Consider the following 26,256-nt stretch of genomic DNA (forward strand, 5'->3'; position numbering starts at 1 on the left):
CTACAGGAGCTGCAATGAAATCACTACGTCCGGCATTGATGGTCGCTACGTTACTACTGGCGGGCTGTGCCAGTCACGGCTCGAACAGCAACGAAGCCAGCTGGTGGAATCCAATTGACTGGTCATGGTCTGCGCTGTGGCCCGGCAACTGGTTTGGCTCCTCGCTGACGGTAACCGAACAGGGCGTTGGCGCAATCAATAGCTCTACGCCGCTGCAGGAAAGCGCCCTTAACGCGGGCCTGAATGGTGACTATCGGTTGCGACAGGGCATGCGTAGCGAGCAGGGCGGCGTGGTCAGTTTCTGGCAGGCGCTGACCGATAACGAGGTGAAGTTAACGTTCAGCGGCAAAGAGACGGTGAGCCGCATAGAGGTAACGGATCGAGATATCGCCAGCGCCGACGGCACCCGCATTGGCGATGTATTCAGCGATCATTATCAAAAAGCCTTTGGCCATTGTCAGGCCGCCAGCGGGGAAACGGCTCCCGCAGTGCTGTGCCAGGCACCGGGCAGCGAGCATATCAGCTATATCTATCAGGGAAAATGGGCGGGTCCACAGGGGCTTATCCCGCCGGATGATGTGCTAAAAAGCTGGCAGGTGAGTAAAATCATCTGGCAACGTTAAATAAACCCGGAACGGCGGGCGCAACGCCCGCCAGTTTAATACCTTCACGCATTTCGCGCGGATAACGCGTAGCACCGCTGTAAAACAGACCCTTTTAAGAATAATAAAAAGCGCGCAATCTGCTGGTTAGGGGTATCCGGCAGGAACACCCTTTGTGCTACTGCTAATGGCAAAACGGGGATCATTGAACCAGGATCAACAATGGTACAGAACGCTAACTGAAAGAGCTGGTGCAACAGGTTATGCATGATGGGTTTTGCATGCTGTTTTCAGCGGGTTATTTATCGGTCAGCGTGAATATATCTACAAGCTCAACCCCCGTCGCTATTTTCCGGTATGATAATGGCCCTGTTTCGACCCGTTTCATTCCGGAGTAGCACGGTATGTCCCCGCATCAGAGCGGCATTTTGCCCGAAAATAATCGCTTTGCCATTTGGCTGGAAGCCGTGGCTCAGGACGACCTGAACAGGATTCGCCAGGGCGTAAAAACCTTCCATCATCAGTTAACCCAGCTGCAGGCGCGTTATCCCGATGCGGCGCTGGGCGCGACCATTGCTTTTGGCAATGCACTCTGGCGCGATCTACAGCCTGGCGACAGTGCGCCGGAGCTGAAGGATTTTCAGCCTCTGGGCAAAAATATGGCACCTGCAACCCAACGCGACCTGCTGGTTCATATTCAATCCCTGCGTCATGATGTTAACTTTACACTGGCCCAGGCGGCCCTGGCGGCTTTTGGCCCGGCGGTACGCATTGAAGAAGAGACGCACGGTTTCCGCTGGACGGAAGATCGCGATCTTTCTGGCTTCGTTGATGGCACTGAAAACCCAAAGGGAGAGATGCGTCAACAGGTAGCGATTATCGCCAACGGGGCTGATGCCGGTGGCAGCTATGTCTTTACCCAGCGCTGGGAGCATAATTTATCGCAGCTGCAACGTCTGCCGGTTGCGAAACAGGAGCAAATCATTGGACGCACCAGGCTGAGCAATGAAGAGCTGGAAGGCGATGCGCGTCCTGCAACTTCGCACGTTAGCCGCGTTGACTTGAAAGAAAACGGGCAGGGATTGAAAATCCTGCGCCAGAGCCTGCCTTACGGCACCGCCAGCGGCACTAACGGCCTCTATTTTATCGCTTACTGCGCCACGCTCTACAATATTGAACAGCAGCTGTTAAGTATGTTTGGCGAGCGTGACGGCAAGTATGACGCCATGCTGCGTTTTACTAAACCGGTCAGCGGCGCGTGGTGGTTTGCGCCTTCTCTTGAGACGCTACTGGCGCTGTAAATAACGGGGCGATACCGGCCAGGTATCGCCCGATTTATTTGCCGTACCGCTAATTTCAGCTTTGCTGTATTGCCGTTAAGCTTTGCCGTGCGCTTATGCTTTTTTCTACTTTTAAAGCAGCAAAAGATATATAAAACCGTTACAGCTTTGCCCTGAGTTATAAATACACTGAGCATACGGTGATGTGAGCCGGATCAATACTCAGGGTGTGAAATGACCTTTCCCGTAGCGAAAAAGTTACTCGGCGGCGCGGCGCTCTCTTTGCTGTTGGCCGCAAACGTGCAGGCAACCGAGCTGTTAAACAGTTCTTATGATGTGTCACGTGAACTCTTTACGGCGCTCAATGCTCCTTTTATCCAACAGTGGGATGAAAAGCACCCGAACGATAAGCTTACTATTCGCCAGTCACATGCCGGATCGTCGAAACAGGCGCTGGCGATCCTTCAGGGCCTGAAGGCGGATGTGGTCACTTATAACCAGGTCACCGATGTACAAATCCTGCACGATCGCGGTCGTTTGCTGCCTGCCGACTGGCAATCGCGTCTGCCGAACCACAGTTCGCCATTCTATTCCACCATGGCGTTTCTGGTGCGCAAGGGCAATCCAAAGCAAATTCATGACTGGAACGATTTGATCCGCAGCGACGTTAAGCTGATTTTCCCTAATCCAAAAACGTCCGGCAACGGCCGTTATACCTGGCTGGCGGCATGGGGCGCAGCAGATAAAGCCAACAATGGCGATCGCGCTAAAACCATCCAGTTTATGACTCAACTGATGAAAAATGTCGAAGTGATGGATACCGGCGGACGTGGCGCAACGACCACGTTCGTTGAGCGTGGTCTGGGCGACGTACTGATCAGCTTTGAATCAGAAGTGAACAATATTCGTAACCAGTATGCGCAGGCAGGTTACGAAGTAGTGGTGCCGAAAACCGATATTCTCGCCGAGTTCCCGGTGGCGTGGCTGGATAAAAACGTGGCACAGAATCATAGCGAAGCTGCGGCGAAAGCCTACCTCAATTATCTCTACACGCCAGCGGCGCAGCAGATAATGACCAAATTCTATTATCGGGTAAATAACCCTCAGATGATGCAGCAGGCGGACTTCCCGCAAACCGAGCTGTTCCGTGTGGAAGATCGCTTTGGCAGCTGGGAAAAAATCATGAAAACCCACTTCGCCAGCGGTGGCGAGCTGGATAAGCTGTTAGCGGCGGGGCGTGGTTAATGTTTGTAGCAAGTAGTAAACGCGTACTTCCTGGCTTTGGCATTAGCCTCGGCAGCAGCCTGTTTTTCACCTGCCTGATCCTGCTGTTGCCAATGAGCGCCTTGATTATGCAACTGGCGCAAATGTCGCTGGCGCAATACTGGGAAGTCATTACTAATCCGCAGGTAGTAGCGGCTTACAAAATAACGCTGATCTCGGCGGCGGTGGCCTCACTGTTTAATGCCTTCTTCGGCATGCTGATGGCCTGGATTTTAACGCGCTACCGCTTTCCCGGCCGCAGTGTGCTGGATGGGTTAATGGATCTGCCTTTCGCGCTGCCAACGGCGGTAGCGGGACTGACGCTGGCCGGGCTGTTTTCGGTGAACGGCTGGTATGGTCAGTGGCTGGCGCAGTTTGATATCAAGGTTTCCTATACCTGGCTGGGGATTGCCGTGGCGATGGCTTTTACCAGTATCCCCTTTGTGGTGCGCACCGTTCAGCCGGTACTGGAAGAGCTGGGTCCGGAATATGAAGAGGCGGCGCAAACGCTGGGCGCAACGCCCTGGCAAAGTTTCCGCCGCGTGGTGCTGCCGGAAGTGGCTCCGGCGTTAATGGCGGGTACGGCGCTCTCCTTTACCCGCAGCCTGGGTGAGTTTGGTGCGATTATTTTTATCGCCGGTAATATTGCATGGAAGACGGAAGTCACTTCGCTGATGATTTTTATTCGTCTGCAGGAATTCGATTACCCCGCAGCCAGCGCAATTGCTTCCGTTATCCTGGCCGCCTCGCTGCTGCTGCTGTTCGCTATCAATACGTTACAGAGCCGCTTTGGCCGTCGTCTTGGAGGTCATTAATGGCTGATATCACCCAACTGAATGGCGCTGAGCGTCCGCGTATTAACTGGGGTAAATGGCTGCTGATTGCTGTTGGCGTGCTGGTCTCTTTTCTGTTGCTGGTGGTGCCGCTGATCGCCATTTTTACCGAGGCGCTGGCACAGGGGCTGGGCGCGGTGCTGAGTAACCTCAGCGATAGCGATATGCTGCATGCTATCTGGCTCACGGTACTGGTGGCGTTGATTACCGTACCGGTTAACCTGGTTTTCGGGACGCTGCTTGCCTGGCTGGTGACCCGTTTTACCTTCCCGGGTCGCCAGTTACTGCTGACGCTGTTCGATATTCCGTTTGCGGTCTCGCCGGTGGTGGCTGGTCTGATTTATTTACTGTTCTGGGGCGTAAACGGACCTGCGGGCGGCTGGCTGGATGAGCACCATATTCAGTTGATGTTCTCCTGGCCGGGCATCGTGATGGCGACGATCTTTGTCACCTGCCCATTTGTGGTGCGTGAACTGGTACCGGTGATGCTTAGTCAGGGCAGTCATGAAGATGAAGCCGCCGTGCTGCTGGGCGCTTCCGGCTGGCAGATGTTTCGTCGCGTGACGTTGCCCAATATCCGCTGGGCGCTGTTGTATGGCGTGGTGCTGACCAATGCCCGCGCGATCGGTGAATTTGGTGCGGTCTCGGTGGTTTCGGGATCGATTCGCGGCGAGACCTATACCTTGCCGCTACAGGTTGAGTTACTGCATCAGGATTACAACAGCGTGGGCGCGTTTACTGCCGCCGCGCTGCTGACTCTGATGGCGATAGTGACGCTGTTTCTGAAAAGCGCGCTGCAATGGCGATTAGAGAACCAGCAGAAGCGTTTACAGCAGGAGGAAAATCATGAGCATTGAGATTAAGCAGATTAATAAATCGTTTGGCCGTACGCGGGTGCTCAATGACATCTCGCTGGATATTTCTTCTGGTCAGATGGTGGCGCTGCTGGGGCCGTCCGGATCCGGAAAAACCACGCTGCTGCGCATTATCGCCGGCCTGGAACATCAAAACAGCGGACAGATCCGCTTTCATGATAAAGATGTCAGCCATGTACATGCGCGCGATCGCCAGGTTGGCTTTGTTTTCCAGCACTATGCGCTGTTCCGTCACATGACCGTGTTCGACAACATTGCTTTTGGCCTGACGGTGCTGCCACGTCGCGAACGCCCGTCAGCGGCGGCGATCAAACAGAAGGTCACACAGCTGCTGGAAATGGTGCAGCTGGGACATCTGGCAACCCGCTTTCCGGCCCAGCTTTCCGGCGGTCAGAAACAGCGTGTGGCGCTGGCGCGCGCGCTGGCGGTCGAGCCGCAGATTCTGTTGCTGGATGAACCTTTTGGCGCACTGGACGCGCAGGTGCGTAAAGAACTGCGTCGCTGGCTGCGTCAGCTGCATGAAGAACTGAAATTTACCAGCGTGTTTGTGACTCACGATCAGGAAGAGGCGATGGAAGTTGCCGATCGGGTGGTGGTTATGAGCCAGGGTAATATCGAGCAGGTCGGTACGCCGGATGATGTGTGGCGCGAACCGGCCAACCGTTTTGTGCTGGAGTTTCTTGGCGAAGTGAACCGCTTTGATGCTGAGGTTCATGGCTCTCATTTCCACGTGGGCGCGCATCACTGGCCGCTGGGCTATACGCCAGCGCATCAGGGTGCGGTTGAGCTATTCCTGCGTCCCTGGGAAATTGATGCGGCGCGCCAGAGCAGCCTGGAAACCCCTTTGCCGGTTCAGATTCTGGAAGTCAGCCCGCGTGGGCACTTCTGGCAGCTGCTGGTCCAACCCGCGGGCTGGCAGGCTGAGCCTTTTAGCCTGGTGTTTGATGGCGAACAGGCGGCCCCGCAGCGCGGCGAGCGCCTCTACGTTGGCCTGCAGCAGGCGCGCCTCTATCAGGGCAATACGCCACTGCGTGCAGTTGCCTTTGCCGAAAGCGCCTGATATTTTCTAACTCCACATATTTTATTTGGGCGGGATTTTCCCGCCCTGTTATTTTGCCTGCCGGGAAGACATCGTGACGACTCTGGAAACCACTATCGGCAATACGCCGCTGATTAAACTGCAGCGCCTGACGCCTGCCAACGGCAGCGAAATCTGGCTGAAGCTGGAGGGCAACAACCCTGCAGGTTCTGTTAAGGATCGCGCCGCGCTGTCAATGATCCAGCGCGCTGAACAACGTGGTGAAATCTCTCCCGGCGATCAATTGATCGAAGCGACCAGCGGCAATACCGGTATTGCGCTGGCGATGATCGCTGCGATGAAAGGTTACCGTCTGAAGCTGCTGATGCCGGATAATATGAGCCAGGAACGGCAGGCAGCGATGCGCGCCTACGGGGCTGAACTGGTGTTGGTTAGCCGTGAACAGGGCATGGAAGGGGCACGCGATCTGGCTCTGGCAATGGCGGCACGTGGTGAAGGCAAGGTACTGGATCAGTTCAATAATCCTGATAATCCGCTGGGTCACTACGCCACTACCGGCCCGGAAATCTGGCAGCAGAGCGCCGGACGCATCACGCATTTTGTTTCCAGTATGGGCACCACCGGCACGATAACCGGCGTTGGCCGCTACCTGAAAGAACAAAATCCGCAGGTACAAATTGTGGGGCTGCAGCCGCAGGAAGGCAGCAGTATTCCCGGCATTCGCCGCTGGCCTGCTGCCTATATGCCGGGTATCTGGCGCCCGGAGTTGATTGACCGCATTATCGATATGGGGCAGGGCGAGGCAGAAGAGACCATGCGCCAACTGGCGCGGCGTGAAGGGATTTTCTGCGGCGTTAGCTCCGGCGGCGCAGCGGCGGGCGCGATTCGCATCGCTACGGAAAATCCCGGTAGCATAGTGGTTGCGATCGTTTGCGATCGCGGCGACCGTTACCTTTCGACTGGCGTTTATCAATAACGCGCCCCGCAAAGCGCGACAGGCCCACAGCGCGGGCCTCTCCTGCGGCTTTGTAACAAAAGGGTCAACTATTCGCGTTCCAGCGCATGAATTGGGTCGAGCCGAGCAGCCCGCCTTGCCGGGAAAAAGCCGAAGATCACACCGATCAGACTGGAGCAGATAAAAGCTGCCACGATTGAGAAGGGCGAGTAGATCATGCTGAAATTGCTGGTGGTCTGCGCCAGAATGATGCCTGGTACCAGCGACAGCAGCACGCCGATAATACCGCCGGTCAGACAGACCAGCACCGCTTCAATCAAAAACTGCTGCATAATATCGCTGGCGCGCGCGCCTACCGCCATGCGCACGCCGATTTCACGGGTGCGCTCAGTCACTGAAACCAGCATAATATTCATTACCCCGATGCCGCCCACCAGCAGTGAAATCAGTGCAATCATCGCTACCAGCAGCGTCATGGTATCGGTGGTGCGCTCAATGGTTTGCCGAATGCTGTCGGTATTAAGGATAAAAAAATCTTTGCCGTTGTGGCGCTGCGTCAGCAGGCGCGTAACCCCCTGTTCCGCCAGATCCAAATCAACGTTATCACGCACCCGTACGGTAATGCCGCTGAGCCACGTCTGCCCAACCATACGTTTCATCACCGTGGTGTAGGGCACCCACAGGTTCAGATTGCTGTCATTGCCGAAACTGCTTTGGCGGGTGGCGACGCCGATAATGCGCACCGGCATATTGCCGAGGATCACTACCTCACCCAGCGGATTTTCACCGTGAGGGAAGAGCCTTTTTAGGGTATTTTCATCAATCACTGCCTCTTGCGCCAGGCTGTCTATGCCCTGACGGCCAAAGGCCATTCCCTGCGTCACATGATAGCCACGTACGGCAAAAAACTGTTCGCCAACGCCGTTTACCATTACCGACAGCGCCTGATTGCGATATTTCAGCGTGGTACTGGTTGAAAGCGAAGGGGTGACGCTATGCACATAAGGCTGGTAAGCCAGCGCATCGGCATCGCTGGCGCGCAGCGTCTGAATGGCGGAGGAGTTCATATCGCCAAAATCATTGCCGGGAAAAATATCCAGCGTGCTGGTGCCCATTGAGCTGATTTCTTGCAGGATTTTTTGCTGCGATCCTTTACCTAATGCCACAACCGCAACCACCGAGGCGATACCGATAATGATGCCCAGCATCGTCAGGAATGTGCGTAAGCGCTGCGACATCATTGAGACCAGCGCCATACGAAATGCTTCGGTCAGCCGATCGCGCGCGGCGCGCCAGGCGTTACCTTCTGCGCGCCGGGTTATTTGCCGCGAGCCAGCTTCAGGTGTCTGACGCTGGCTGTCGCTGAGAATCTCGCCATCGCGTATTTCAATAATCCGCTGTGCGTGCTGTGCAATCTGCATATCGTGCGTCACGATAACAATGGTATGCCCTTGCTGATGCAGGTCATGCAGGATGCGCATCACCTCTTCGCCACTGTGGCTATCAAGCGCCCCGGTCGGCTCATCGGCCAGGATCACTTCGCCGCCGTTCATCAGGGCGCGCGCAATACTGACACGCTGCTGCTGTCCGCCCGAAAGCTGACCCGGTCGATAATGCAGACGCTCGCCGAGGCCAAGACGCGTCAGCAGGGCAGCGGCCCGTTCACGCCGTGTCTGCACTGCCTGACCGGCATAGATAGCGGGCATCTCAGCATTGCCCAGCGCCGTCAGTTCGCTTAGCAGGTGATAGCGCTGGAAGATAAAGCCGAAATGCTCACGCCGCAGCGCCGCCAGCGCATCGTTATCCAGTGCCGAGACGGCGCGATCGGCAATCAGATATTCACCGGCGCTGGCTTTATCCAGACAGCCGAGAATATTCATTAACGTTGATTTGCCGGAGCCGGACTGGCCTACGATGGCCACAAACTCGCCTGAATTGATGGCCAGATTAATATTGCGCAGCACCTGCACCTGTTGTTCGCCATTCTGAAAAGAACGGCAGATATCATTAAGCTGTAGCAGCGCCATTATCGTGGCCTCATGCCGCCAGCGGGCGCGTCAGCTGCGCTGCGCTGGCCCAGCACTACTTTCTCGCCAGGCTTCAGGCCGGAAACGATTTCCGCTTCGACATTATCATTCAGCCCTACCTCAACCTGACGGCGCGTGACCTGCTGACTGGCATCCAGCACCTGTACGGATGTTTTACCGTCAAGGTTATCCAGCGCGGTTGCGGGGATCACCACGGCATTTTTGCGCTCACCCAGCACAATATGCACCTCCGCCGACATAGAGATGCGCAGGCGATGCTGCGGATTGGGCACGTCGAACAGGCCATAATAATAGATGGCGGTTTTATCGCTGGAGCTACTGGAAGAGCTGGTCAGGCTACTGCTGGAGCTGTCGTTATTAATCGAGTCCGGTGCCGGTTCGATGGCGCGCAGTGTGCCCTCATAGCGTTTATGCGGCTCGCCGAGAATGGTAAACCAGACTTTCATGCCCGGTTCCACCTTGATAACGTCCGCTTCAGAAATCTGCGCCTTTACCGTCATGGTGTCGAGGTTGGCGACTTTGATTAGCGTTGGCGCGCTTTGTACGGCGTTAACCGTTTGCCCCTCCTCAACCGGTACCGAAACAACCGTGCCGTCCATCGGTGACACGATACGGGTATAGCCAAGGTTCACCTGGGCGGTATTCACTTCAATTTGCGCCTGGACGATCTGTGCATCCAGCGCGCGGATCTCCGCTTCGGTAGCGATCAGCATGGCCTGCGCATCGTCATACTCCGCTTTCGCCGTAAGGTTTCTGGCCAGCATCGCCTGCTGACGGGCAAAGGTTGCCCGATAGTTGCTGAGCTGCGCCTGCTTAGCTGCCCGCTGTGCTTCAATATTTTTTAAGGCCGCCTGCGCGTTTTGTAGGGCGTTTTGCTGCGTCATACTGTCAATTTCCGCCACCAGCTGCCCCTGTTTGACCTGATCGCCTAATTCAACCCGCAACTGTTTGATCTGACCTGAAGCCTGCGCGCCGACGCTAACCAGTTTGCTGGCGGTGAGCGTGCCGTCTGCCAGCACCGCCTGTTGCAGCGGGCGCTGTTCCGCCGTAGCGGTCAAAAATTCTGCGGGTTCCTGGCGTTGATGCAGTAGCACCCAGGCGATAACAACAGCAATGATGATAAACAGCAGCAGTAAAAATCCTTTACGGCTGAACAGGGTGCGACTTAATGCCATGACCAATATCCCTGGTACGAAGAAAACACTGGTATAGCCTAAAAGGCTGCCACAATAAAGTGAAACAGCCGCCCAATCAGGCAAGAATATCTGTAAGGATTGAGTAAATTCTGCTGCGTACTGCTCCGCTTAAGGTCAAAATAACGCCAACCGATTATGAGAGTACATGCATGAAAATTCTGTTAGTTGACGATGACCTGGAACTGGGCACGATGCTCAGTGAATATTTAATGGGCGAGGGCTTTGACGCCTCGCTGGTGCTTACCGGTCAGGCCGGGATTAATAGCGCGCTGTCCGGTGACTTTCAGGCGATGATATTAGATATCATGCTGCCGGATATGAGTGGTATTGACGTGCTGCGTCAGGTACGGCAAAGCAGCCGTATCCCGGTGATTATGCTAACGGCAAAAGGGGATAATATCGATCGGGTTATCGGGCTTGAAATGGGCGCTGATGACTATGTCCCCAAACCCTGTTATCCCCGTGAGCTGGTGGCACGCCTGCGGGCCGTGCTGCGTCGTTTTGATGAGCTGCCTGCCCAGCAGGAGAAAAAAGAGGTGGTACGCTGGGGCGATCTGACGCTTAATCCAGCTACACGTATCAGCGAATGGAAAAACAAGCCTTTCGACCTGACCGCTTCTGAATTCAATCTGCTTGATTTGCTGCTGCGATCGCCCGATCGGGTAGTGACAAAAGATGAATTGTCGGAGAAAGGGCTGGGGCGTCCACGCGAAGCCTACGATCGCAGCGTGGATGTGCATATCAGCAATATCCGGCAAAAACTATCCAGCCTGGCTGGCGAGGCGATCAATATTGAAACCGTACGCAGCATCGGTTATCGCATTCGATGAGGAGCCGTTTTCGTGGTCGCCTGTTCTGGAAAATCCTGTTTGGTTTCCTGCTGGTGTTTTTTCTGATTAGCCAACTGCTGTGGCTGGGGTTCACCCTGTATGGCAAGCATCGCGAGCCGCCAGAACATATAGCCACGCGGCGTATTGTTAATCTTCAGATGGCTTCAGCCGTTTCGGTATTGCAGCACGGCGGTCTGCCAGCGCTGGATAATATGATGTCGGACTGGTCGCCCGGCGATCGTCGTTTTTTTTCTGTCACGCTTATGCCGACGCCACCGCAGGAGATTTCGCGTCATCAGCTCAATCTTTCACTGCCGGGTAGCGGCTTCCCCGATCAGGTTATTGAGTGGGTGACCGGCGCAGATGGTCAGCAGTACCAGCTACGTTATGACGTAAAAGGGCTGCGAGAAGACAGCGAGATGGGCAGACCGCCGCGTAAGATCCTGAATATTCCAGAGCCGGTGTTCTGGTTTGCCGGGGTAATGGGACTGCTGTTCAGCTCTTTGCTGGCATGGAACCTGACGCGGCCGATGCGTCAACTACGTCTGGGCTTTACCCGCGTATCCAATGGCGATCTTTCCGTACGTCTTTACCCGCAGATGCGTCGTCGCCACGATGAGTTTTCCGTCGTCGCCCGTGATTTCGATGCGATGGTTGAACGCCTTGCTGTGTTGGTGAAGGCGCGTGAAGAGTTGCTGCACGATATTTCGCATGAGCTGCGCTCGCCGCTGGCACGGCTGCAACTGGCGACCGGTCTGGCACGTCAGACGCCGGAGTCGGTTAACGCCTCTCTCGATCGCATCGATGAAGAGGCGCGGCGGCTGGATAAGATGATTGGCGAGCTGCTGACGCTGTCACGGGCCGAAAATGAAAAGATGCCCGATGAGCAATATTTCGATCTACACGGTCTGCTGGAAATGGTCGTTAATGATGCGCGCTATGAGGCGCAGCTGCCTGGCGTAAATATTACGCTGGAGGTCGGGGAAAATGTCGACTATACGGTGAAAGGCAACGCCGAACTGATACGCCGTGCGGTAGAAAATGTGGTGCGTAACGCGCTGCGCTATTCGGTACGAGGGCAGGTGGTCAGAGTGAGCCTGAGGCCTGACGGCCACTGGCTAAGCATTTGTGTGAGCGATAGCGGGCCTGGCGTGGATGCCGATAAGCTCTCCAGCATTTTCGATCCCTTTGTGCGCGTTAACTCACCTATGCAGGGCAAAGGTTACGGTTTGGGATTATCTATCGTGCGTAAGGTGGTGCTGGCGCATCATGGTGAAGTTCAGGCGCTTAACGGGCGTAACGGTGGGTTAGAAATGATTATTCGTCTGCCGCACTGGGAAAACTAGCTTAGCTCCGCATTATGATATAAAAACGGCACCCGCAGGTGCCGTTTTAGTCAGCATGAAAACCGTTATTTTTTAATGCGAATCACCGGGGTTTCGCCAACAATAACCTGACCGGTCAGCTTGGTCAGCTCTTTGATCTCATCCATATTGGAGATCACGACCGGCGTCAGGGTAGATTTCGCTTTCTCTTCCAGCAGCGGCAGGTCAAACTCAATAACCACATCGCCTTTCTTCACTTTCTGGCCTTCTTCCGCGATGCGTTTAAAGCCTTCGCCTTTCAGCTCCACGGTATCGATACCGAAGTGAACGAACAGCTCAATGCCGTTATCGGATTCGATAGAGAACGCATGGTTGGTTTCGAAAATTTTGCCGATGGTGCCATCAACCGGAGCAACCATTTTATTGCCTGCCGGTTTAATCGCGATGCCATCGCCGACAATTTTTTCCGCAAATACTACGTCTGGCACGTCTTCGATATTTACGATCTCACCAGACAGCGGGGCGACGATCTCAATAGTGCCAGATGCGCTTTCTGTTTTATCGCCAAAAAGTTTGGATAAAAAACCCATGATCTTCTCCTAAGCAGTAATGTTGGGCCAGCGTATCGCGGAATCAGCAGAGTGTTTTTTCTTCAATGAACTTGTTGACCAGGTTCATCAACTCTTCCGCGGTCGGTTGAGCCAGAGCCTGCTCTGCTAATGCCTTCGCATCTTCGAAGTTCGTGTTACGAATGATCTTCTTGATGCGCGGGATAGAAATGGCACTCATGCTGAATTCATCCAGCCCCATTCCCAATAACAGTAGTGTAGCACGTTCATCACCGGCCAGCTCACCACACATGCCGGTCCACTTGCCTTCGGCGTGAGAAGCATCGATTACCTGCTTAATCAGGCCAAGAACTGACGGCGTCATTGGGTTATAAAGGTGCGAAATCAGTTCGTTACCGCGATCGACCGCCAGAGTATACTGCGTCAGATCGTTTGTCCCAATACTAAAGAAGTCGACCTCTTTCGCCAGGTGGCGAGCGATAACGGCTGAGGCTGGCGTTTCCACCATAATACCGACTTCGATGGTTTCGTCGAAAGCTTTGCCTTCTTCACGCAGCTGGGCTTTTAACATCTCCAGCTCTGCTTTCAGGAAGCGCACTTCTTCCACGGAAATGATCATCGGGAACATAATGCGCAGCTTGCCGAACGCGGAAGCGCGCAGAATAGCACGCAGCTGTGCATGCAGAATTTCTTTGCGATCCATAGCGATACGGATAGCGCGCCAGCCAAGGAACGGGTTCTCTTCTTTCGGCAGGTTCATGTACGGCAGATCTTTATCACCGCCAATGTCCATGGTACGGACAATCACTGCCTGAGAGCCCATGGCTTCGGCAACGGCTTTATAAGCCTGGAACTGTTCTTCTTCGGTCGGCAGCGCATCGCGATCCATAAACAGGAACTCGGTACGATACAGGCCAACACACTCTGCGCCGTTACGCTCAGCGCCCGGAATATCACGCACGGTGCCGATGTTAGCGCCCACTTCTACCTGATGTCCATCCAGCGTGATCGCCGGCAGATCTTTCAGTTTAGCGAGTTCATTTTTCTCGCTCAGATATTGATGATGTACTGCCTTCAGCTCTTCGATGACTTCAGCAGTCGGGTTAACATAAACTTTATTGTTAACGCCATCCAGAATCACATAATCATCGTTCTTAACGCGACTGGTGACGTCACCGGTGCCGACAATGGCAGGTAGCTCAAGGGAGCGCGCCATAATAGACGTATGTGAAGTACGACCGCCAAGATCGGTAATGAAGCCCAGCACTTTTTTCAAATTCAGCTGTGCGGTTTCGGACGGCGTCAAATCTTTGGCAACCAGAATAACTTCGTCTTTGATCGCACTCAGATCGACAATGTGCAGGCCAAGAATATTCTGCAGCAGACGCTTACCGATATCACGTACGTCGGCAGCACGTTCTTTCAGATATTCATCATCCAGCTCTTCCAGTGCTTTAGCCTGACCTTCAATGACGCTATGAGTTGCGGCATCGGCCGTGGCCATTTCATCTTTGATCAGGCTGATGATGTCCTGTTCCAGCTCTTCATCTTCCAGCAACATAATGTGGCCTTCGAAGATGGCTTCTTTTTCTTCGCCAAAAGTCTCGCCAGCTTTAATTTTTATAGCTTCAAGCTGTGCAGCGGCTTTACCACGACCTTCAAGAAAACGAGCAACTTCCTGATCAACCTGATCGGCAGAAATTTTCTTCCGGTTGATAACGATTTCATCTTCCTTCAGCAAAAGTGCTTTGCCGAAAGCGATACCCGGTGATGCTAAAATGCCTGAAATCATAACCCTACCTTTATTATAACGATGCCTACCAGGCGAAACGAGGTGCCAGGATCCTGCGGAACCGTACTTTACGGATGCAACAACGCGGACATAATGTCCGCGATCAATATGTTTGCACTCAGTTGCCTGATGAAACGGTTTTTCGTCGGCTGGACGATTACTCGAGTTCAGCCATCAGTTTAACCAGATGCTCAACAGCCTGCTGTTCATCTTCACCTTCAGCGGACAGCGTCACCACGGTACCCTGAGTCAGGCCCAGAGTCTGCAGCTTGAACAGGCTTTTCGCACTGGCGGATTTACCATTAGACGTCACGGTGATTTCTGAGGCAAAAGCTTTTGCTTCTTTAACAAACTGAGCAGCCGGACGAGTATGCAGGCCATTAGGTGCGGTGATGGTAACTTCTTGCTGGAACATTATGTTTCCCCAACTTAATTAGGTTTGGTGTTTTGTCTCTAAAGTCTAGCCTGGCGGCGAAACTTTAGCCTGTGTAGGTCGCGCTGGTTCGAGTACGGGACTCACCAAAAAATGCGCAATTAAGGTATGAGAGCGGACGGGGCAAAAAAACGGGGGTTTTCGCTTCGCTGCTCTACTCCTCATTATGCCGCGTGTTGCGCTATTCCGCCAAATCAGTAAATCGATTCAGCTTGATCCAGTTCAAAGCGCGATTAATTTTTCGCTTCGAAATAATTGTCAGCTTAAATACCAGAGCTACCAGAGTGAATCAATGACAGGGGTGGTAAAAATTTGAAGTGGTCCACAAAAAAGCACCCCGAAAGGCGCTTTTTGCAACAATGCCGGTACTCTGGCACTACTATTGCAGTTCTTTTTCAGTAAAAAGATCGGCAAACAGGGCAGTACTCAGATAACGCTCGCCGGAAGAGGGCAGGATTACCACAATATTTTTATTGGCGTAAGCTTCGTCTTCCTGCAATTTAAGCGCGGCGGCCACGGCTGCACCGGAAGAGATGCCAGCCAGAATCCCTTCTTCATCCATCAGACGTCGGGCAGTGGAAATCGCCTCTTCATTTGTGATGGCCACAACCTGATCCACCAGACTAAGATCCAGGTTGCCCGGAATAAAACCAGCGCCGATGCCCTGAATTTTATGCGGACCGGGTTTAACTTCTTGCCCGGCCAACGTTTGAGCGATAACCGGTGAATCAGTAGGTTCAACCGCCACGGCGATCAGATCTTTTTTGCCTTTGGTATTTTTAATGAAGCGGGTAACGCCGGTCAGCGTGCCGCCGGTGCCGACACCGGAAATAAAGACATCAATCTGTCCATCGGTATCTTCCCAGATTTCAGGGCCGGTGGTTTTCTCATGAATTTCCGGGTTAGCCGGATTGCTGAACTGCTGCAGCATCAGGAATTTGTCCGGATTACTGGCCACGATCTCTTCTGCTTTAGCAATAGCGCCTTTCATGCCTTTTGCGCCTTCGGTTAATACCAGGCTGGCACCCAGCGCTTTCAGCAGTTTACGGCGTTCAACGGACATGGTTTCCGGCATGGTCAGCGTCAACTTATAGCCACGTGCGGCCGCAACGTAGGCCAGAGCGATCCCGGTATTGCCGCTGGTAGGTTCCACCAGCTCCACGCCTGGTTTCAGGATCCCGCGCTTTTCAGCGTCCCATATCATATTGGCACCGATACGGCATTTGACGCTGAAGCTGGGATTGCGGGACTCAACCTTCGCCAGAATGCGTCCATTGCCGATGCGGTTCAGACGAACCAGCGGCGTATGACCGATTGTCAAAGAGTTGTCTTCATAAATCTTACTCATAGCCCGTCCTTAACTGTATGAATTTCAGGGAACCGTCAAAGCATACCTTTTCCAGTTTCGCAAGGAAGGAAGGAAATAGTATATGTATATGTTTAGCTGAAATAAGCCTTAGCGAAAATGCATAAGGCCGGTTTTATACGGCTGTCAGCGGCTGGTAACCTGTTTAACTTCCGCTGAGCGAACCGCAGGCATAGCTAACTGCTGGCGATAGCGATCAACCCACATCGCCGTCGCGCCGCAGACCGCGACCGGCATAATCGCCAGATTAAGCAGCGGGATCATGGTAAACAGGCTTACCAACGCGCCGAACTGCATATTAGCGGTTTTGTGCTGGCGCAGCGCACCGAGCATTTTCTGAAAACTGACCTTATGATTATCAAAAGGATAGTCACAGTACTGAATAGCCAGCATCCAGGCGCTGAACAGAAACCACAATACCGGCGCAACGGTTTGGCCGAAACCAGGAATAAAGTAAAGCAACAGCAATCCCAACGCGCGCGGCAAATACCAGGCGAGCTTCTGCCATTCGCGCTTCATGATGCGCGGAATATCTTTTACCAGCGCCAGCCAGCCGCTATCGGGCAGCGGGTGTCCGGTAAGTCGTCCTTCGAGCTGTTCCGCCAGCAGACCGCAAAAGGGCGCGGCGACCCAGTTCGCAATAGTAGAAAAAAAGTAGCTAAACACCAGCACGATCGAAAGCACTGTAAGCGGCCAGAGCAGATAGCTTAACCATTGTAACCAGTCAGGCACATGCGACATCAGCCGGGGGATCCATTCGTTAAGCCGATAAAACAGCCAGGTAAAAGCGCCGCCGAGCAGAATAATATTGATCAGCAGGGGGATAACAACGAAACGGCGAATGCCCGGCAGGCGAATCAATTTCCAGCCCTGAGCGAAGTAGTGAATACCATTGTAAGACGTGGGTTGAACCGTAGCCATCGACAGTTTTTCTCCTCTGTTTGGCAGGCCAGGCTATCATAACCTGGGTTTTTTCTCTTACCAGTCGCGTTTTGGCTGAAAAAACAGCAAAAAATCGGGGTGGCTCTATCTTATTTGTCAGAAAAGCCGGTGCAGACTTGCACTTGTTTAGCGGGACAAATACAGTTAGAGGATAAAGTTTGCCGTGGTGGCAAGGTATTGGAACAACAGAGAATACAATGATGCAGGATTTGCGTCTGATATTAATCGTTGTTGGTGCGATCGCCATAATAGCGCTGCTGCTTCACGGGCTGTGGACCAGCCGTAAAGAGCGCTCATCTGTGTTTCGTGATCGCCCGCACAAGCGTTTAAAGCAGGATCAAGAAGATAACCTGACCGAAGAAGACACCCAGGGTGTGGGTGACGTTCGGGTCCGACGAACGCCGACAAAATCTTCACATAATGAACCTTCTTTTGATGGGTTTACTGCAGAAGACGAAGAGCCCGCGCCACGTCCTGCTGCGCGTAAGCCGCAACCGACACCTACGGCGGTGCCTGTTGTTCCCCAGCCGGAACGCGATCCGCTGTTTGATGCCGAACCTTCCGCTGCGGTTGATGATGACGCTTTTGAGCCGCATCCGCAAAGCGAGCGGCAGCCGACCGTTTCACGTACGCAGCAGCCTGCGTCACGTACGCAGCAGCCCGCGCCTGCGCGTCCGGTTGAAGCGCCGTTACAGCAGCCTGCCGATCCTCTACTGGATGATGAACCGCAGTGGCGTGATGATGATGAACCGGTAATGAACGTTGAAAGCGATGCGCCAGCGGCACCTGCAGCCGCAGAGCCTGTATCGCAATCGCGTGAAGAAGCGCGTCGCAAAGAGACGGTACTGGTGCTGCATGTCGCTGCTCACGCTGGCGGCGAGCTGAACGGCGAAAGCCTGCTGCAGGGCATTTTGCAGGCAGGCTTCCAGTTTGGCGAAATGAACATTTTCCATCGTCATTTAAGCCCGGCCGGAAGCGGCCCGGTGCTGTTTAGTCTGGCCAATATGGTGAAGCCGGGATCGTTCAATCCTGATGCAATGTCAGACTTTTCAACGCCAGGCGTTTCTATGTTTATGATGGTGCCTTCCTATGGCGATCCGCATCAAAACTTTAAGTTAATGCTGCAGTCGGCGCAGCGCATCGCTGATGATGTTGGCGGCGTGGTGCTGGATGATGAGCGTCGGATGATGACGCCGCAAAAACTGGAAACCTATAAGGCGCGGATCCGCGACGTAGTTGAGGCGAACGCCTGATAGCCGGTTCCCGCTTTGTTCCCCTGAACCCCCCGCTTGCCGGGGGTTTTCTTTCTCTGATGGTGCGTTATGGAATCCGTACAAGAAAAAATCACCGAGCTGCGAACCACGCTTCGTCATCATGAATATCTCTATCATGTGCTGGATGCGCCGGAAGTTCCCGATGCGGAATATGACCGCCTGATGCGCGAACTGCGTGCGCTGGAAGAGCAGCATCCCGATTTAATCACGCCTGATTCACCCACCCAACGCGTGGGTGCCGCGCCGTTAACCGCTTTTGAACAGGTACGTCATGAAGTGCCGATGCTGTCGCTGGATAACGTTTTCGACGAGGCGGGCTATCTGGCGTTCAATAAGCGCGTCCAGGATCGGCTGAAGAGCAGCGATGATATTACTTTTTGCTGCGAGCTAAAGCTGGATGGCCTGGCAGTGAGTTTGCTGTATGAAAATGGCCTGCTGGTGCGTGCCGCTACCCGTGGCGACGGAACGACCGGTGAAAATATCACGGCCAATGTGCGCACCATCCGCGCGATTCCGCTGCGTCTTAAAGGCGATAATATTCCTGCACGGCTGGAAGTGCGTGGCGAAGTGTTTATGAATCAGGTGGGATTTGAAAAGCTAAACGCCGAAGCGCGCCGCACCGGTGGCAAAATTTTTGCCAACCCGCGTAATGCGGCAGCGGGATCGCTGCGCCAGCTTGATCCCCGGATTACCGCCAGGCGTCCGCTGACCTTCTTCTGCTACGGCATCGGTCTGGTAGAGGGCGGAGAGCTGCCGCACAGTCACTGGGAACGCTTGCAGCAGTTTAAAGCCTGGGGGCTCCCGGTCAGCGATCGTATTCGTCTTCATCACAGCGCTAATGAAGTACTGGATTTTTATCATCAGGTAGAGCGCGATCGTCCTCAACTTGGCTTTGATATTGATGGCGTGGTTATCAAGGTTGATTCGCAGGAGCTGCAGGAACGTCTGGGTTTTGTGGCGCGCGCGCCACGCTGGGCAATTGCGTTTAAATTCCCGGCGCAGGAGCAGCTTACGCGCGTACGTGACGTAGAGTTTCAGGTTGGTCGTACCGGCGCAATAACACCGGTAGCACGTCTGGAGCCGGTACAGGTTGCAGGCGTTATGGTCAGCAACGCAACGTTGCATAATGCCGATGAGATCGCTCGCCTTGGCCTGCGAATTGGCGATCGCGTGGTTATCCGCCGTGCGGGTGATGTGATACCGCAGGTGGTCAATGTAGTGGAATCAGAGCGCCCTGACGATACGCAAGAAATTACTTTCCCCAGCCACTGCCCGGTTTGCGGTTCGGACGTAGAGCGAGTGGAAGGCGAGGCGGTAACCCGCTGCACTGGCGGCCTGATTTGCGGCGCGCAGCGTAAAGAGGCGCTGAAGCATTTTGTCTCGCGTCGTGCGATGGATGTCGAGGGCATGGGCGATAAAATCATCGATCAGCTGGTGGAAAAAGAGTATGTGAAAACGCCCGCCGATCTGTTCCGCCTCAGCGCCGGTCTGCTGACCGGTCTGGATCGCATGGGGCCGAAATCGGCGCAAAACATTGTCGATGCGCTTAATAAGGCGAAAGCCACTACCTTGCCGCGTTTTCTCTATGCGTTAGGCATTCGTGAAGTTGGTGAAGCGACGGCGGTGAACCTGGCAAATCATTTCGGCTCGCTGGAAAAGATCATGGATGCCGATCTGGATGCGCTGATTGCCGTGCAGGATGTGGGCAAGATTGTCGCTTCCCACGTGCGCAATTTTATGGAAGAAGAGAGCAACCGTGAAGTTATCCGCCAGCTGGTCGAGGATATTGGTATCCACTGGCCAGAAATTACCCTGGTGAATGTCGAAGAGCTGGACAATCCGTTTGCCGGTAAAACCCTGGTGCTGACCGGCTCGCTGAGTATTATGTCACGCGATGAGGCGAAAGAGCGTTTAACCGCGCTGGGAGCCAAAGTTAGCGGTAGCGTATCAAAGAAAACCGATTTGGTGATCGCGGGCGAAGCGGCAGGTTCCAAGCTGGCTAAGGCGCAGGAGCTGGGAATCGAGGTCATTGATGAAGCGGAAATGATCCGCCTGCTGGATAGCCAGAATGGATAAACAACAGCTGATCGATATCGCCAATACTGTGATGCCTTTCGGTAAATATCAGGGACGCGTATTAATCGATCTGCCTGAGCCTTATCTGCTGTGGTTCGCCCGCAAGGGCGAATTTCCGGCAGGGCAGTTGGGCGAGCTGATGCAGCTGACGCTGGCAATCAAGATTGAAGGACTGGAAGGGCTGGTGAAGCCGCTTAAGCGTTAAGTTTGAGCGCGCCGTCAGCGACGGCGCGTCTGGTTTACTTTTGAGATTCCATCATAGCTTTGCCTGTTGACTCGCTGGCCTGAAGCTCGGCTTCATTTTTCTTTTTATAGCGTTGAGCAATAAACGAACACACCATCAGCTGTACCTGATGAAACACCATCAGCGGCAACACGATAATACCCACGGCGGCGGCAGGAAACAGGATATTAGCCATAGGGACGCCGTTCGCCAGGCTCTTTTTCGAGCCGCAGAACAGAATAGTAATCTCATCCGCCCGCTTAAAGCCGAACAGCCGCGCCGCCAGCAAATTCACTATCAGTACAATTGCCAACAGCAGCACGCTTCCCGCCAGGATCCATAGCAGAGTGATTATGCCCACCCGATGCCAGATTCCGTTAACCACCGCCTCACTAAAGGCAGAATAGACCACCAGCAGAATTGAAGCCTGATCGGTTTTACCAATCAGGCTGCGATGGCGTTCAACCCAGCCGCCAATCCAGCGACGCGACAGGTGTCCCAGCACAAAAGGCACCAGCAGCTGCAGCATAATGCGACCAATTTGCTCCAGGCCGTTGCCCGGCATCTCGCTATGAATATTCATTACCAGATTGACTAACAGCGGGGAGATAAACACGCCGAGCAGGCTGGAAGCGGAAGCGCTGCAGACGGCAGCCGCAACGTTACCGCCCGCCATTGAAGTAAAGGCGATAGCGGACTGAACCGTAGCCGGCAAAATACAGAGGTAAATGAAGCCGGTATAAATTTCGTTGCTGAGATTAACCGGATGCCACCACACCAGCAGCAGGCCCAGAATCGGAAAGAGCACAAAGGTGCTGAACATAATCCACAGATGCAGCCGCCAGTGGCTGCTGCCGGCAATGATCTTTTCCCGCGAAAGTTTGGCACCGTGCATAAAAAACAACAGCGCAATCGCGGCGGTGGTCAGCCATTCAAAAAAAGGAACAAAGCCGCCCTTTGCCGGTAAAAACGTTGCCAGCAGTACGACAATCAGCAATTTGACCATCATCGGGTCGAGACGCAAAATCCGCATTGTTAAATCCAGGTTAAAATTCGATGGTCTATTGTGTGCCAGTCGGGTTTAGAAATAAAATTGATTTATTGCATCCATTAATGAATAAAATAGATGAATTATACGTTACGCCAACTGCGGGTGTTTGTGGCTGTTGCGCAGCACGGGAGCTTTAGCCAGGCAGGGCAGGTGATTGGTCTTAGCCAGTCGGCGGTGAGCCATAGCATTAAAGAGCTGGAAGCGGAGATGGGGATTCGTCTGCTGGACCGTACGACACGCGAAGTGCTTCTTACCAGCGCCGGACAGCTGCTGGCTAATCGCCTTGAGCGTCTACTGGAAGAGCTGAATACTACGTTGCTGGATGCACGCAGCTTTGGGCAACAGCGCAGCGGCACGGTGCGGGTAGCGGCCAGTCAGACTATTTCTGCCCACTTGATGCCGCAGTGTCTGGCCGCCAGTCAGCTTAATTACCCTGAAATCAAAGTTTTGCTACGTGACCGGCCGCAGCAGTGGGTTATTCAAAGCGTGCGTGATGCTGAGGTGGATTTCGGCATTGTGGTTGGCCCGTTGACCGCAGGAGAGTTTACATCGCAGCCCATTCTTGATGAGCCTTTCCTGCTGCTGTGCCGACAGGATGATGAACTGGCATACGCTAAAGAACTTCACTGGCAGATGCTGAGTGGACGTACCATGGTATTACAGGATTATGCTTCCGGTAGTCGGGTGTTGATTGATGAGGCGCTTAAGCAACAGCGAGTGGAGGCAGAGATTGTTCAGGAAATTGGTCACCCTACCACGCTGTATCCCATGGTCGAGGCGGGGATCGGAATCAGTATTCTGCCAGCGCTGGCGCTGCCCTTGCCTGCAGGGCGGCCATTAATGGTACGCAGGCTGTTGCCGGAGATTAATCGTACGCTGATGCTGATTCGGCGAAAAAACCGCTCTTTGACGCCCGCAGCCGAGGTTATCTGGCAGGAAGTGCGTCAGCAGGCGATGCTGCTGACGCAACAGCGGCAAAGCATGCCCGCTTTTTAGATATAAACGTTAATTTGATTTTCTGCGGTAGGGCGATTCACCCCATCAGCCACTTTCGGGTCGCTCGGGTTGCTTGAGCTGTTGCTGTTCTGCTGTTTCTTTGCCGCTTCTTCAGCCTGTTGACGCTGTAGCTGAGCTAACTGAGCTTGCAGCATTTCAATCTGACCCTGGATCTGCTCCTGCTGTTTCTGTTTTTCTTCTGCGGAAGAGTCTGAGTTAGTCACTTCTTTCAGCTGCTGCTGCAGCTTAGTAATCTGGTTAGTCAGACGAGAAATTTGCGATGATACGTCGCTACCACTGCTGGAACTACTGGCGCTGCTGCTCTGGCTAACGCCTGGCGTGGAAGTATTGATAGTTGTCACGATCTTCTCCTTTTTAATAGACCAATACGTTTATCGGTCGGTATTAACAGAGGCTTGACGCTGAGAAGCGTAAAAGAAGCGTTAAGGAAGTGAAAAGACTGAAAAATATCTGAGGGGCAACGTTGTCTCGCTTACGCTCGACCCGAACCAGCTAGCGTCTCATCCTGCTGATTACGCATAGCAAAAAGGCGCCTTTAGGGCGCCTTTCTACACTGGTGGGTCGTGCAGGATAACTCGGCTTCGCCTCGCCCTTCGGGCCGTTGCCGCTGGCAACGTTGTCTCGCTTCGCTCGGCCCGAACCTGCGGCAGGTTCTCATCCTGCCGATTACGCATAGCAAAAAGGCGCCTTTAGGGCGCCTTTCTACACTGGTGGGTCGTGCAGGATTCGAACCTGCGACCAATTGATTAAAAGTCAACTGCTCTACCAACTGAGCTAACGACCCGATGGTGGGTGATGACGGGCTCGAACCGCCGACCCCCTCCTTGTAAGGGAGGTGCTCTACCAACTGAGCTAATCACCCATCTTTTATCATCTGTCTTACACTGCGGGCCATCCTGAAGATGGTGGGTGATGACGGGCTCGAACCGCCGACCCCCTCCTTGTAAGGGAGGTGCTCTACCAACTGAGCTAATCACCCATCTTTTATCATCTGTCTTACACTGCGGGCCATCCTGAAGATGGTGGGTGATGACGGGCTCGAACCGCCGACCCCCTCCTTGTAAGGGAGGTGCTCTACCAACTGAGCTAATCACCCCCGCTGTGTGGAGTCGCATTATAGGGAGAGTTCGCAACGAGTCAACGCTTTTTAAAACGAAAATGTTTGTTCGTCTTAAAATTAGGCAGCGTGTCGCGCTTTTAGCCGAAACCGCCTTCCGGATGCATGAAAATTCAGCAGCATGCCGCATCAACGCCGGGTTTGCCGTTGAGGAATCAGGGGCAAGTGATAGAATATGCGCACTTAAACAATGCATGAAAATCATCTTTTCTGTCATTCCGCAGAAAATCTGCGCACTAAGGCAAGCTCAATGAAAATCAAAACCCGTTTCGCGCCCAGTCCGACCGGCTATTTGCACGTTGGCGGCGCTCGTACCGCACTCTACTCCTGGCTGTTTGCTCGTAATCACGGCGGTGAATTTGTCCTGCGCATTGAAGATACCGATCTGGAGCGCTCCACGCAGCAGGCGATCGATGCCATTATGGATGGCATGAACTGGCTGAATCTGGACTGGGATGAGGGTCCGTATTATCAGACCAAACGTTTCGATCGCTACAACGCCGTGATTGACGAGATGCTGGAAGCGGGGACGGCCTATAAATGCTACTGCTCTAAAGAGCGCCTGGAGCAGCTGCGCGAAACGCAAATGGCGAACGGCGAAAAGCCACGCTACGACGGCCGCTGCCGTGACAGTCATGAACATCATGCTGATAATGAACCGCATGTGGTGCGCTTCCGTAACCCACAGGAAGGTTCTGTGGTGTTTGACGATCAGATCCGTGGTCCGATTGAGTTCAGTAACCAGGAGCTGGACGATCTGATTATCCGTCGTACCGATGGTTCGCCGACCTACAACTTCTGTGTCGTGATTGATGACTGGGATATGGGCATCACCCACGTCATTCGTGGTGAAGACCATATCAATAACACGCCGCGTCAGATTAATATCCTGCAGGCAATTGGCGCGCAGGTGCCGGTTTACGCGCACGTTTCCATGATCCTTGGCGACGATGGGAAAAAGCTTTCCAAGCGTCACGGCGCGGTAGGCGTCATGCAGTATCGTGATGATGGTTATCTGCCGGAAGCGCTACTCAACTATCTGGTGCGTCTGGGCTGGTCCCACGGCGATCAAGAGATCTTCTCGATTGAAGAGATGAAACAGCTGTTTTCACTGGATGCGGTCAGCAAGTCAGCCAGCGCTTTCAATACTGAAAAGCTGCAGTGGCTGAACCATCACTATATTAATAGCCTGGCGCCGGAATATGTCGCTACGCATTTACAGTGGCACATTGAGCAGGCGCAAATTGATACCCGTACCGGTCCTGAACTGGCGCAGCTGGTGAAATTACTGGGCGAACGTTGTAAGACACTGAAAGAAATGGCCGCCAGCTGCCGCTATTTCTATGAAGAGTTCGAGACCTTTGATGCGGATGCGGCGAAAAAGCATCTGCGTCCGGTTGCGCGTCAGCCGCTGGAAGTGGTGCGTGATAAACTGGCAGCAATCAGCGACTGGACAGCAGAGAACGTTCACCATGCTATTCAGTCGACGGCGGATGAGCTGGAAGTAGGCATGGGGAAAGTAGGCATGCCGCTGCGCGTAGCGGTAACCGGAGCAGGGCAGTCACCGGCACTGGACGTGACGGTGCAGGCGATTGGCCGCTCGCGTGCGGTGGCGCGTATTGAAAAAGCGTTGGCCTATATCAGCGAACGTGAAGCGCAGGGCTAAATCCTCCTTGCGGCAGATAAAAAAACCGGAAGCATGCTTCCGGTTTTTTTTACTTGCTTTCAATCCCCAGCCGTTGAAGAAGCCCTGTGACGCCTTCACGCAGCAACAATTTCTGCAGGTTTTCCTGTTCTTGCGGAGTCATCTGCTGAACAAAAGAAGTCAGTAGCGCGGGCAGCGTATTGGATCTTACCAGGTAAGTCCCGGCTGGCTCCGCAGCGTGGCGGGTATCATCCAAAAAGGCCGTCACCCTTTCATCAATTTTTACCACGCGCGCTTTACCACCTTGTACGCCGGGCTTGGGTTTCGTTATCCACTGCTCGCGCTTAATCCATTTATTGATTGTCTGACGCGTATAGCCTGTCCGTTGGGCAAGCTCTTCCGGCGTTAACCATTCCTCTTTCACGTTTCATTCCCTGTAAACTTAAGCAACAGGCGAATATATTACATGAAAAAGTCATGCGATTAACTAACGAGGATCACTAAC

General features: G+C 53.8%; 24 protein-coding genes, 4 tRNA genes and 1 other RNA gene. 14 read left to right on the top strand and 15 right to left on the bottom strand.

Annotation, left to right across the window (positions count from 1 at the left end):
• Positions 1–14: 14 nt before the first annotated feature.
• From B1H58_RS12920 to cysM, 7 genes are all read left to right on the top strand, one after another.
• Entirely contained in the window at positions 15–623 is a 609-nt protein-coding gene (locus B1H58_RS12920; RefSeq protein ID WP_085070896.1) for an RpoE-regulated lipoprotein, read from the top strand.
• A gap of 383 nt (positions 624–1,006) precedes the next feature.
• The gene (locus B1H58_RS12925; RefSeq protein ID WP_085070898.1) at positions 1,007–1,903 is read left to right on the top strand and encodes a Dyp-type peroxidase; all 897 of its coding nucleotides are present in this window, start codon (positions 1,007–1,009) and stop codon (positions 1,901–1,903) included.
• Positions 1,904–2,116: 213 nt separating this feature from the next.
• On the top strand, positions 2,117–3,127 hold the full coding sequence (gene cysP / locus B1H58_RS12930; RefSeq protein WP_085070900.1) for a thiosulfate ABC transporter substrate-binding protein CysP: 1,011 nt from the start codon (positions 2,117–2,119) through the stop codon (positions 3,125–3,127).
• Positions 3,127–3,960: a sulfate/thiosulfate ABC transporter permease CysT gene (cysT, locus tag B1H58_RS12935; protein ID WP_085070902.1), complete on the top strand. Its 834-nt coding sequence runs from the start codon at positions 3,127–3,129 to the stop codon at positions 3,958–3,960. Before cysP ends, cysT begins: the two co-directional genes overlap by 1 nt.
• The gene (cysW, locus tag B1H58_RS12940) at positions 3,960–4,835 is read left to right on the top strand and encodes a sulfate/thiosulfate ABC transporter permease CysW (RefSeq protein ID WP_085070904.1); all 876 of its coding nucleotides are present in this window, start codon (positions 3,960–3,962) and stop codon (positions 4,833–4,835) included. The genes cysT and cysW overlap by 1 nt, the downstream gene beginning before the upstream one ends.
• Complete coding sequence (gene cysA / locus B1H58_RS12945) at positions 4,825–5,913, top strand: sulfate/thiosulfate ABC transporter ATP-binding protein CysA (RefSeq protein ID WP_085070906.1); 1,089 nt, start codon at positions 4,825–4,827, stop codon at positions 5,911–5,913. Before cysW ends, cysA begins: the two co-directional genes overlap by 11 nt.
• Positions 5,914–5,986: 73 nt before the next feature.
• Positions 5,987–6,868, top strand: coding sequence for a cysteine synthase CysM (gene cysM / locus B1H58_RS12950; protein WP_085070908.1), 882 nt, complete (start codon positions 5,987–5,989; stop codon positions 6,866–6,868).
• Between the two features lie 68 nt (positions 6,869–6,936).
• Here the strand turns inward: cysM and B1H58_RS12955 are convergent, their stop codons facing one another.
• Both B1H58_RS12955 and B1H58_RS12960 read right to left on the bottom strand, forming a co-directional pair.
• Entirely contained in the window at positions 6,937–8,874 is a 1,938-nt protein-coding gene (locus B1H58_RS12955; protein WP_085070910.1) for a MacB family efflux pump subunit, read from the bottom strand.
• The gene (locus B1H58_RS12960; protein ID WP_085070912.1) at positions 8,874–10,070 is read right to left on the bottom strand and encodes an efflux RND transporter periplasmic adaptor subunit; all 1,197 of its coding nucleotides are present in this window, start codon (positions 10,068–10,070) and stop codon (positions 8,874–8,876) included. Before B1H58_RS12960 ends, B1H58_RS12955 begins: the two co-directional genes overlap by 1 nt.
• Positions 10,071–10,240: 170 nt before the next feature.
• Between B1H58_RS12960 and B1H58_RS12965 the strand changes: the two genes are divergently transcribed.
• Together B1H58_RS12965 and B1H58_RS12970 are read left to right on the top strand one after the other, a co-directional pair.
• Positions 10,241–10,921 carry a response regulator transcription factor gene (locus B1H58_RS12965; protein WP_085070914.1) on the top strand — a complete coding sequence of 227 codons (681 nt, stop codon included), beginning with the start codon at positions 10,241–10,243 and terminating at the stop codon, positions 10,919–10,921.
• Entirely contained in the window at positions 10,918–12,267 is a 1,350-nt protein-coding gene (locus B1H58_RS12970) for an ATP-binding protein (RefSeq protein ID WP_085070916.1), read from the top strand. Before B1H58_RS12965 ends, B1H58_RS12970 begins: the two co-directional genes overlap by 4 nt.
• Positions 12,268–12,332: 65 nt before the next feature.
• Here the strand turns inward: B1H58_RS12970 and crr are convergent, their stop codons facing one another.
• The 5 genes from crr to cysZ form a co-directional block, all read right to left on the bottom strand.
• Entirely contained in the window at positions 12,333–12,836 is a 504-nt protein-coding gene (gene crr / locus B1H58_RS12975) for a PTS glucose transporter subunit IIA (RefSeq protein WP_085070917.1), read from the bottom strand.
• Positions 12,837–12,879: 43 nt separating this feature from the next.
• On the bottom strand, positions 12,880–14,607 hold the full coding sequence (gene ptsI / locus B1H58_RS12980) for a phosphoenolpyruvate-protein phosphotransferase PtsI (protein WP_085070918.1): 1,728 nt from the start codon (positions 14,605–14,607) through the stop codon (positions 12,880–12,882).
• Between the two features lie 157 nt (positions 14,608–14,764).
• Entirely contained in the window at positions 14,765–15,022 is a 258-nt protein-coding gene (gene ptsH, locus B1H58_RS12985; protein WP_038624898.1) for a phosphocarrier protein Hpr, read from the bottom strand.
• A 397-nt stretch (positions 15,023–15,419) separates the two neighbouring features.
• Positions 15,420–16,388, bottom strand: a complete 969-nt coding sequence (gene cysK, locus B1H58_RS12990) for a cysteine synthase A (RefSeq protein WP_085070919.1) — start codon at positions 16,386–16,388, stop codon at positions 15,420–15,422.
• A 144-nt stretch (positions 16,389–16,532) separates the two neighbouring features.
• The gene (gene cysZ / locus B1H58_RS12995; protein WP_085070920.1) at positions 16,533–17,327 is read right to left on the bottom strand and encodes a sulfate transporter CysZ; all 795 of its coding nucleotides are present in this window, start codon (positions 17,325–17,327) and stop codon (positions 16,533–16,535) included.
• A gap of 218 nt (positions 17,328–17,545) precedes the next feature.
• On the opposite strand from cysZ, the gene zipA reads away from it, so the two are divergent.
• From zipA to B1H58_RS13010, 3 genes are all read left to right on the top strand, one after another.
• Positions 17,546–18,601 (top strand): cell division protein ZipA, encoded by a 1,056-nt coding sequence (zipA, locus tag B1H58_RS13000; RefSeq protein WP_085070921.1) that lies wholly within the window; start codon positions 17,546–17,548, stop codon positions 18,599–18,601.
• Between the two features lie 69 nt (positions 18,602–18,670).
• Positions 18,671–20,698 (top strand): NAD-dependent DNA ligase LigA, encoded by a 2,028-nt coding sequence (gene ligA, locus B1H58_RS13005; RefSeq protein ID WP_085070922.1) that lies wholly within the window; start codon positions 18,671–18,673, stop codon positions 20,696–20,698.
• Entirely contained in the window at positions 20,691–20,903 is a 213-nt protein-coding gene (locus tag B1H58_RS13010; protein ID WP_085070923.1) for a DUF3820 family protein, read from the top strand. The genes ligA and B1H58_RS13010 overlap by 8 nt, the downstream gene beginning before the upstream one ends.
• Positions 20,904–20,937: 34 nt before the next feature.
• On the opposite strand, the gene B1H58_RS13015 is transcribed toward B1H58_RS13010, so the two are convergent.
• On the bottom strand, positions 20,938–21,954 hold the full coding sequence (locus tag B1H58_RS13015) for a bile acid:sodium symporter family protein (protein ID WP_085070924.1): 1,017 nt from the start codon (positions 21,952–21,954) through the stop codon (positions 20,938–20,940).
• A 93-nt stretch (positions 21,955–22,047) separates the two neighbouring features.
• Here B1H58_RS13015 and B1H58_RS13020 point away from each other — a divergent pair, with 93 nt between their 5' ends.
• Positions 22,048–22,968, top strand: coding sequence for a LysR family transcriptional regulator (locus B1H58_RS13020; RefSeq protein WP_085070925.1), 921 nt, complete (start codon positions 22,048–22,050; stop codon positions 22,966–22,968).
• On the opposite strand, the gene B1H58_RS13025 is transcribed toward B1H58_RS13020, so the two are convergent.
• The 6 genes from B1H58_RS13025 to B1H58_RS13050 form a co-directional block, all read right to left on the bottom strand.
• Positions 22,965–23,330, bottom strand: a complete 366-nt coding sequence (locus B1H58_RS13025; RefSeq protein ID WP_085070926.1) for a FlxA-like family protein — start codon at positions 23,328–23,330, stop codon at positions 22,965–22,967. The genes B1H58_RS13020 and B1H58_RS13025 overlap by 4 nt on opposite strands.
• A 213-nt stretch (positions 23,331–23,543) precedes the next feature.
• Positions 23,544–23,668: non-coding RNA, RtT sRNA (locus tag B1H58_RS13030), on the bottom strand.
• 29 nt (positions 23,669–23,697) lie between these two features.
• Positions 23,698–23,773: transfer RNA gene (locus B1H58_RS13035), tRNA-Lys, on the bottom strand.
• A 2-nt stretch (positions 23,774–23,775) separates the two neighbouring features.
• A tRNA-Val gene (locus B1H58_RS13040) sits at positions 23,776–23,851 on the bottom strand.
• A gap of 41 nt (positions 23,852–23,892) precedes the next feature.
• Positions 23,893–23,968: transfer RNA gene (locus tag B1H58_RS13045), tRNA-Val, on the bottom strand.
• A 41-nt stretch (positions 23,969–24,009) separates the two neighbouring features.
• Positions 24,010–24,085 (bottom strand) — tRNA-Val (locus B1H58_RS13050).
• Positions 24,086–24,356: 271 nt separating this feature from the next.
• On the opposite strand from B1H58_RS13050, the gene gltX reads away from it, so the two are divergent.
• Positions 24,357–25,772 carry a glutamate--tRNA ligase gene (gene gltX, locus B1H58_RS13055; protein WP_085072309.1) on the top strand — a complete coding sequence of 472 codons (1,416 nt, stop codon included), beginning with the start codon at positions 24,357–24,359 and terminating at the stop codon, positions 25,770–25,772.
• 49 nt (positions 25,773–25,821) lie between these two features.
• Here the strand turns inward: gltX and B1H58_RS13060 are convergent, their stop codons facing one another.
• Complete coding sequence (locus tag B1H58_RS13060; RefSeq protein WP_085070927.1) at positions 25,822–26,175, bottom strand: YfeC-like transcriptional regulator; 354 nt, start codon at positions 26,173–26,175, stop codon at positions 25,822–25,824.
• Between the last annotated feature and the right edge of the window lie 81 nt (positions 26,176–26,256).

The organism is Pantoea alhagi (assembly GCF_002101395.1).
GTDB classification, from domain to species: domain Bacteria; phylum Pseudomonadota; class Gammaproteobacteria; order Enterobacterales; family Enterobacteriaceae; genus Mixta; species Mixta alhagi.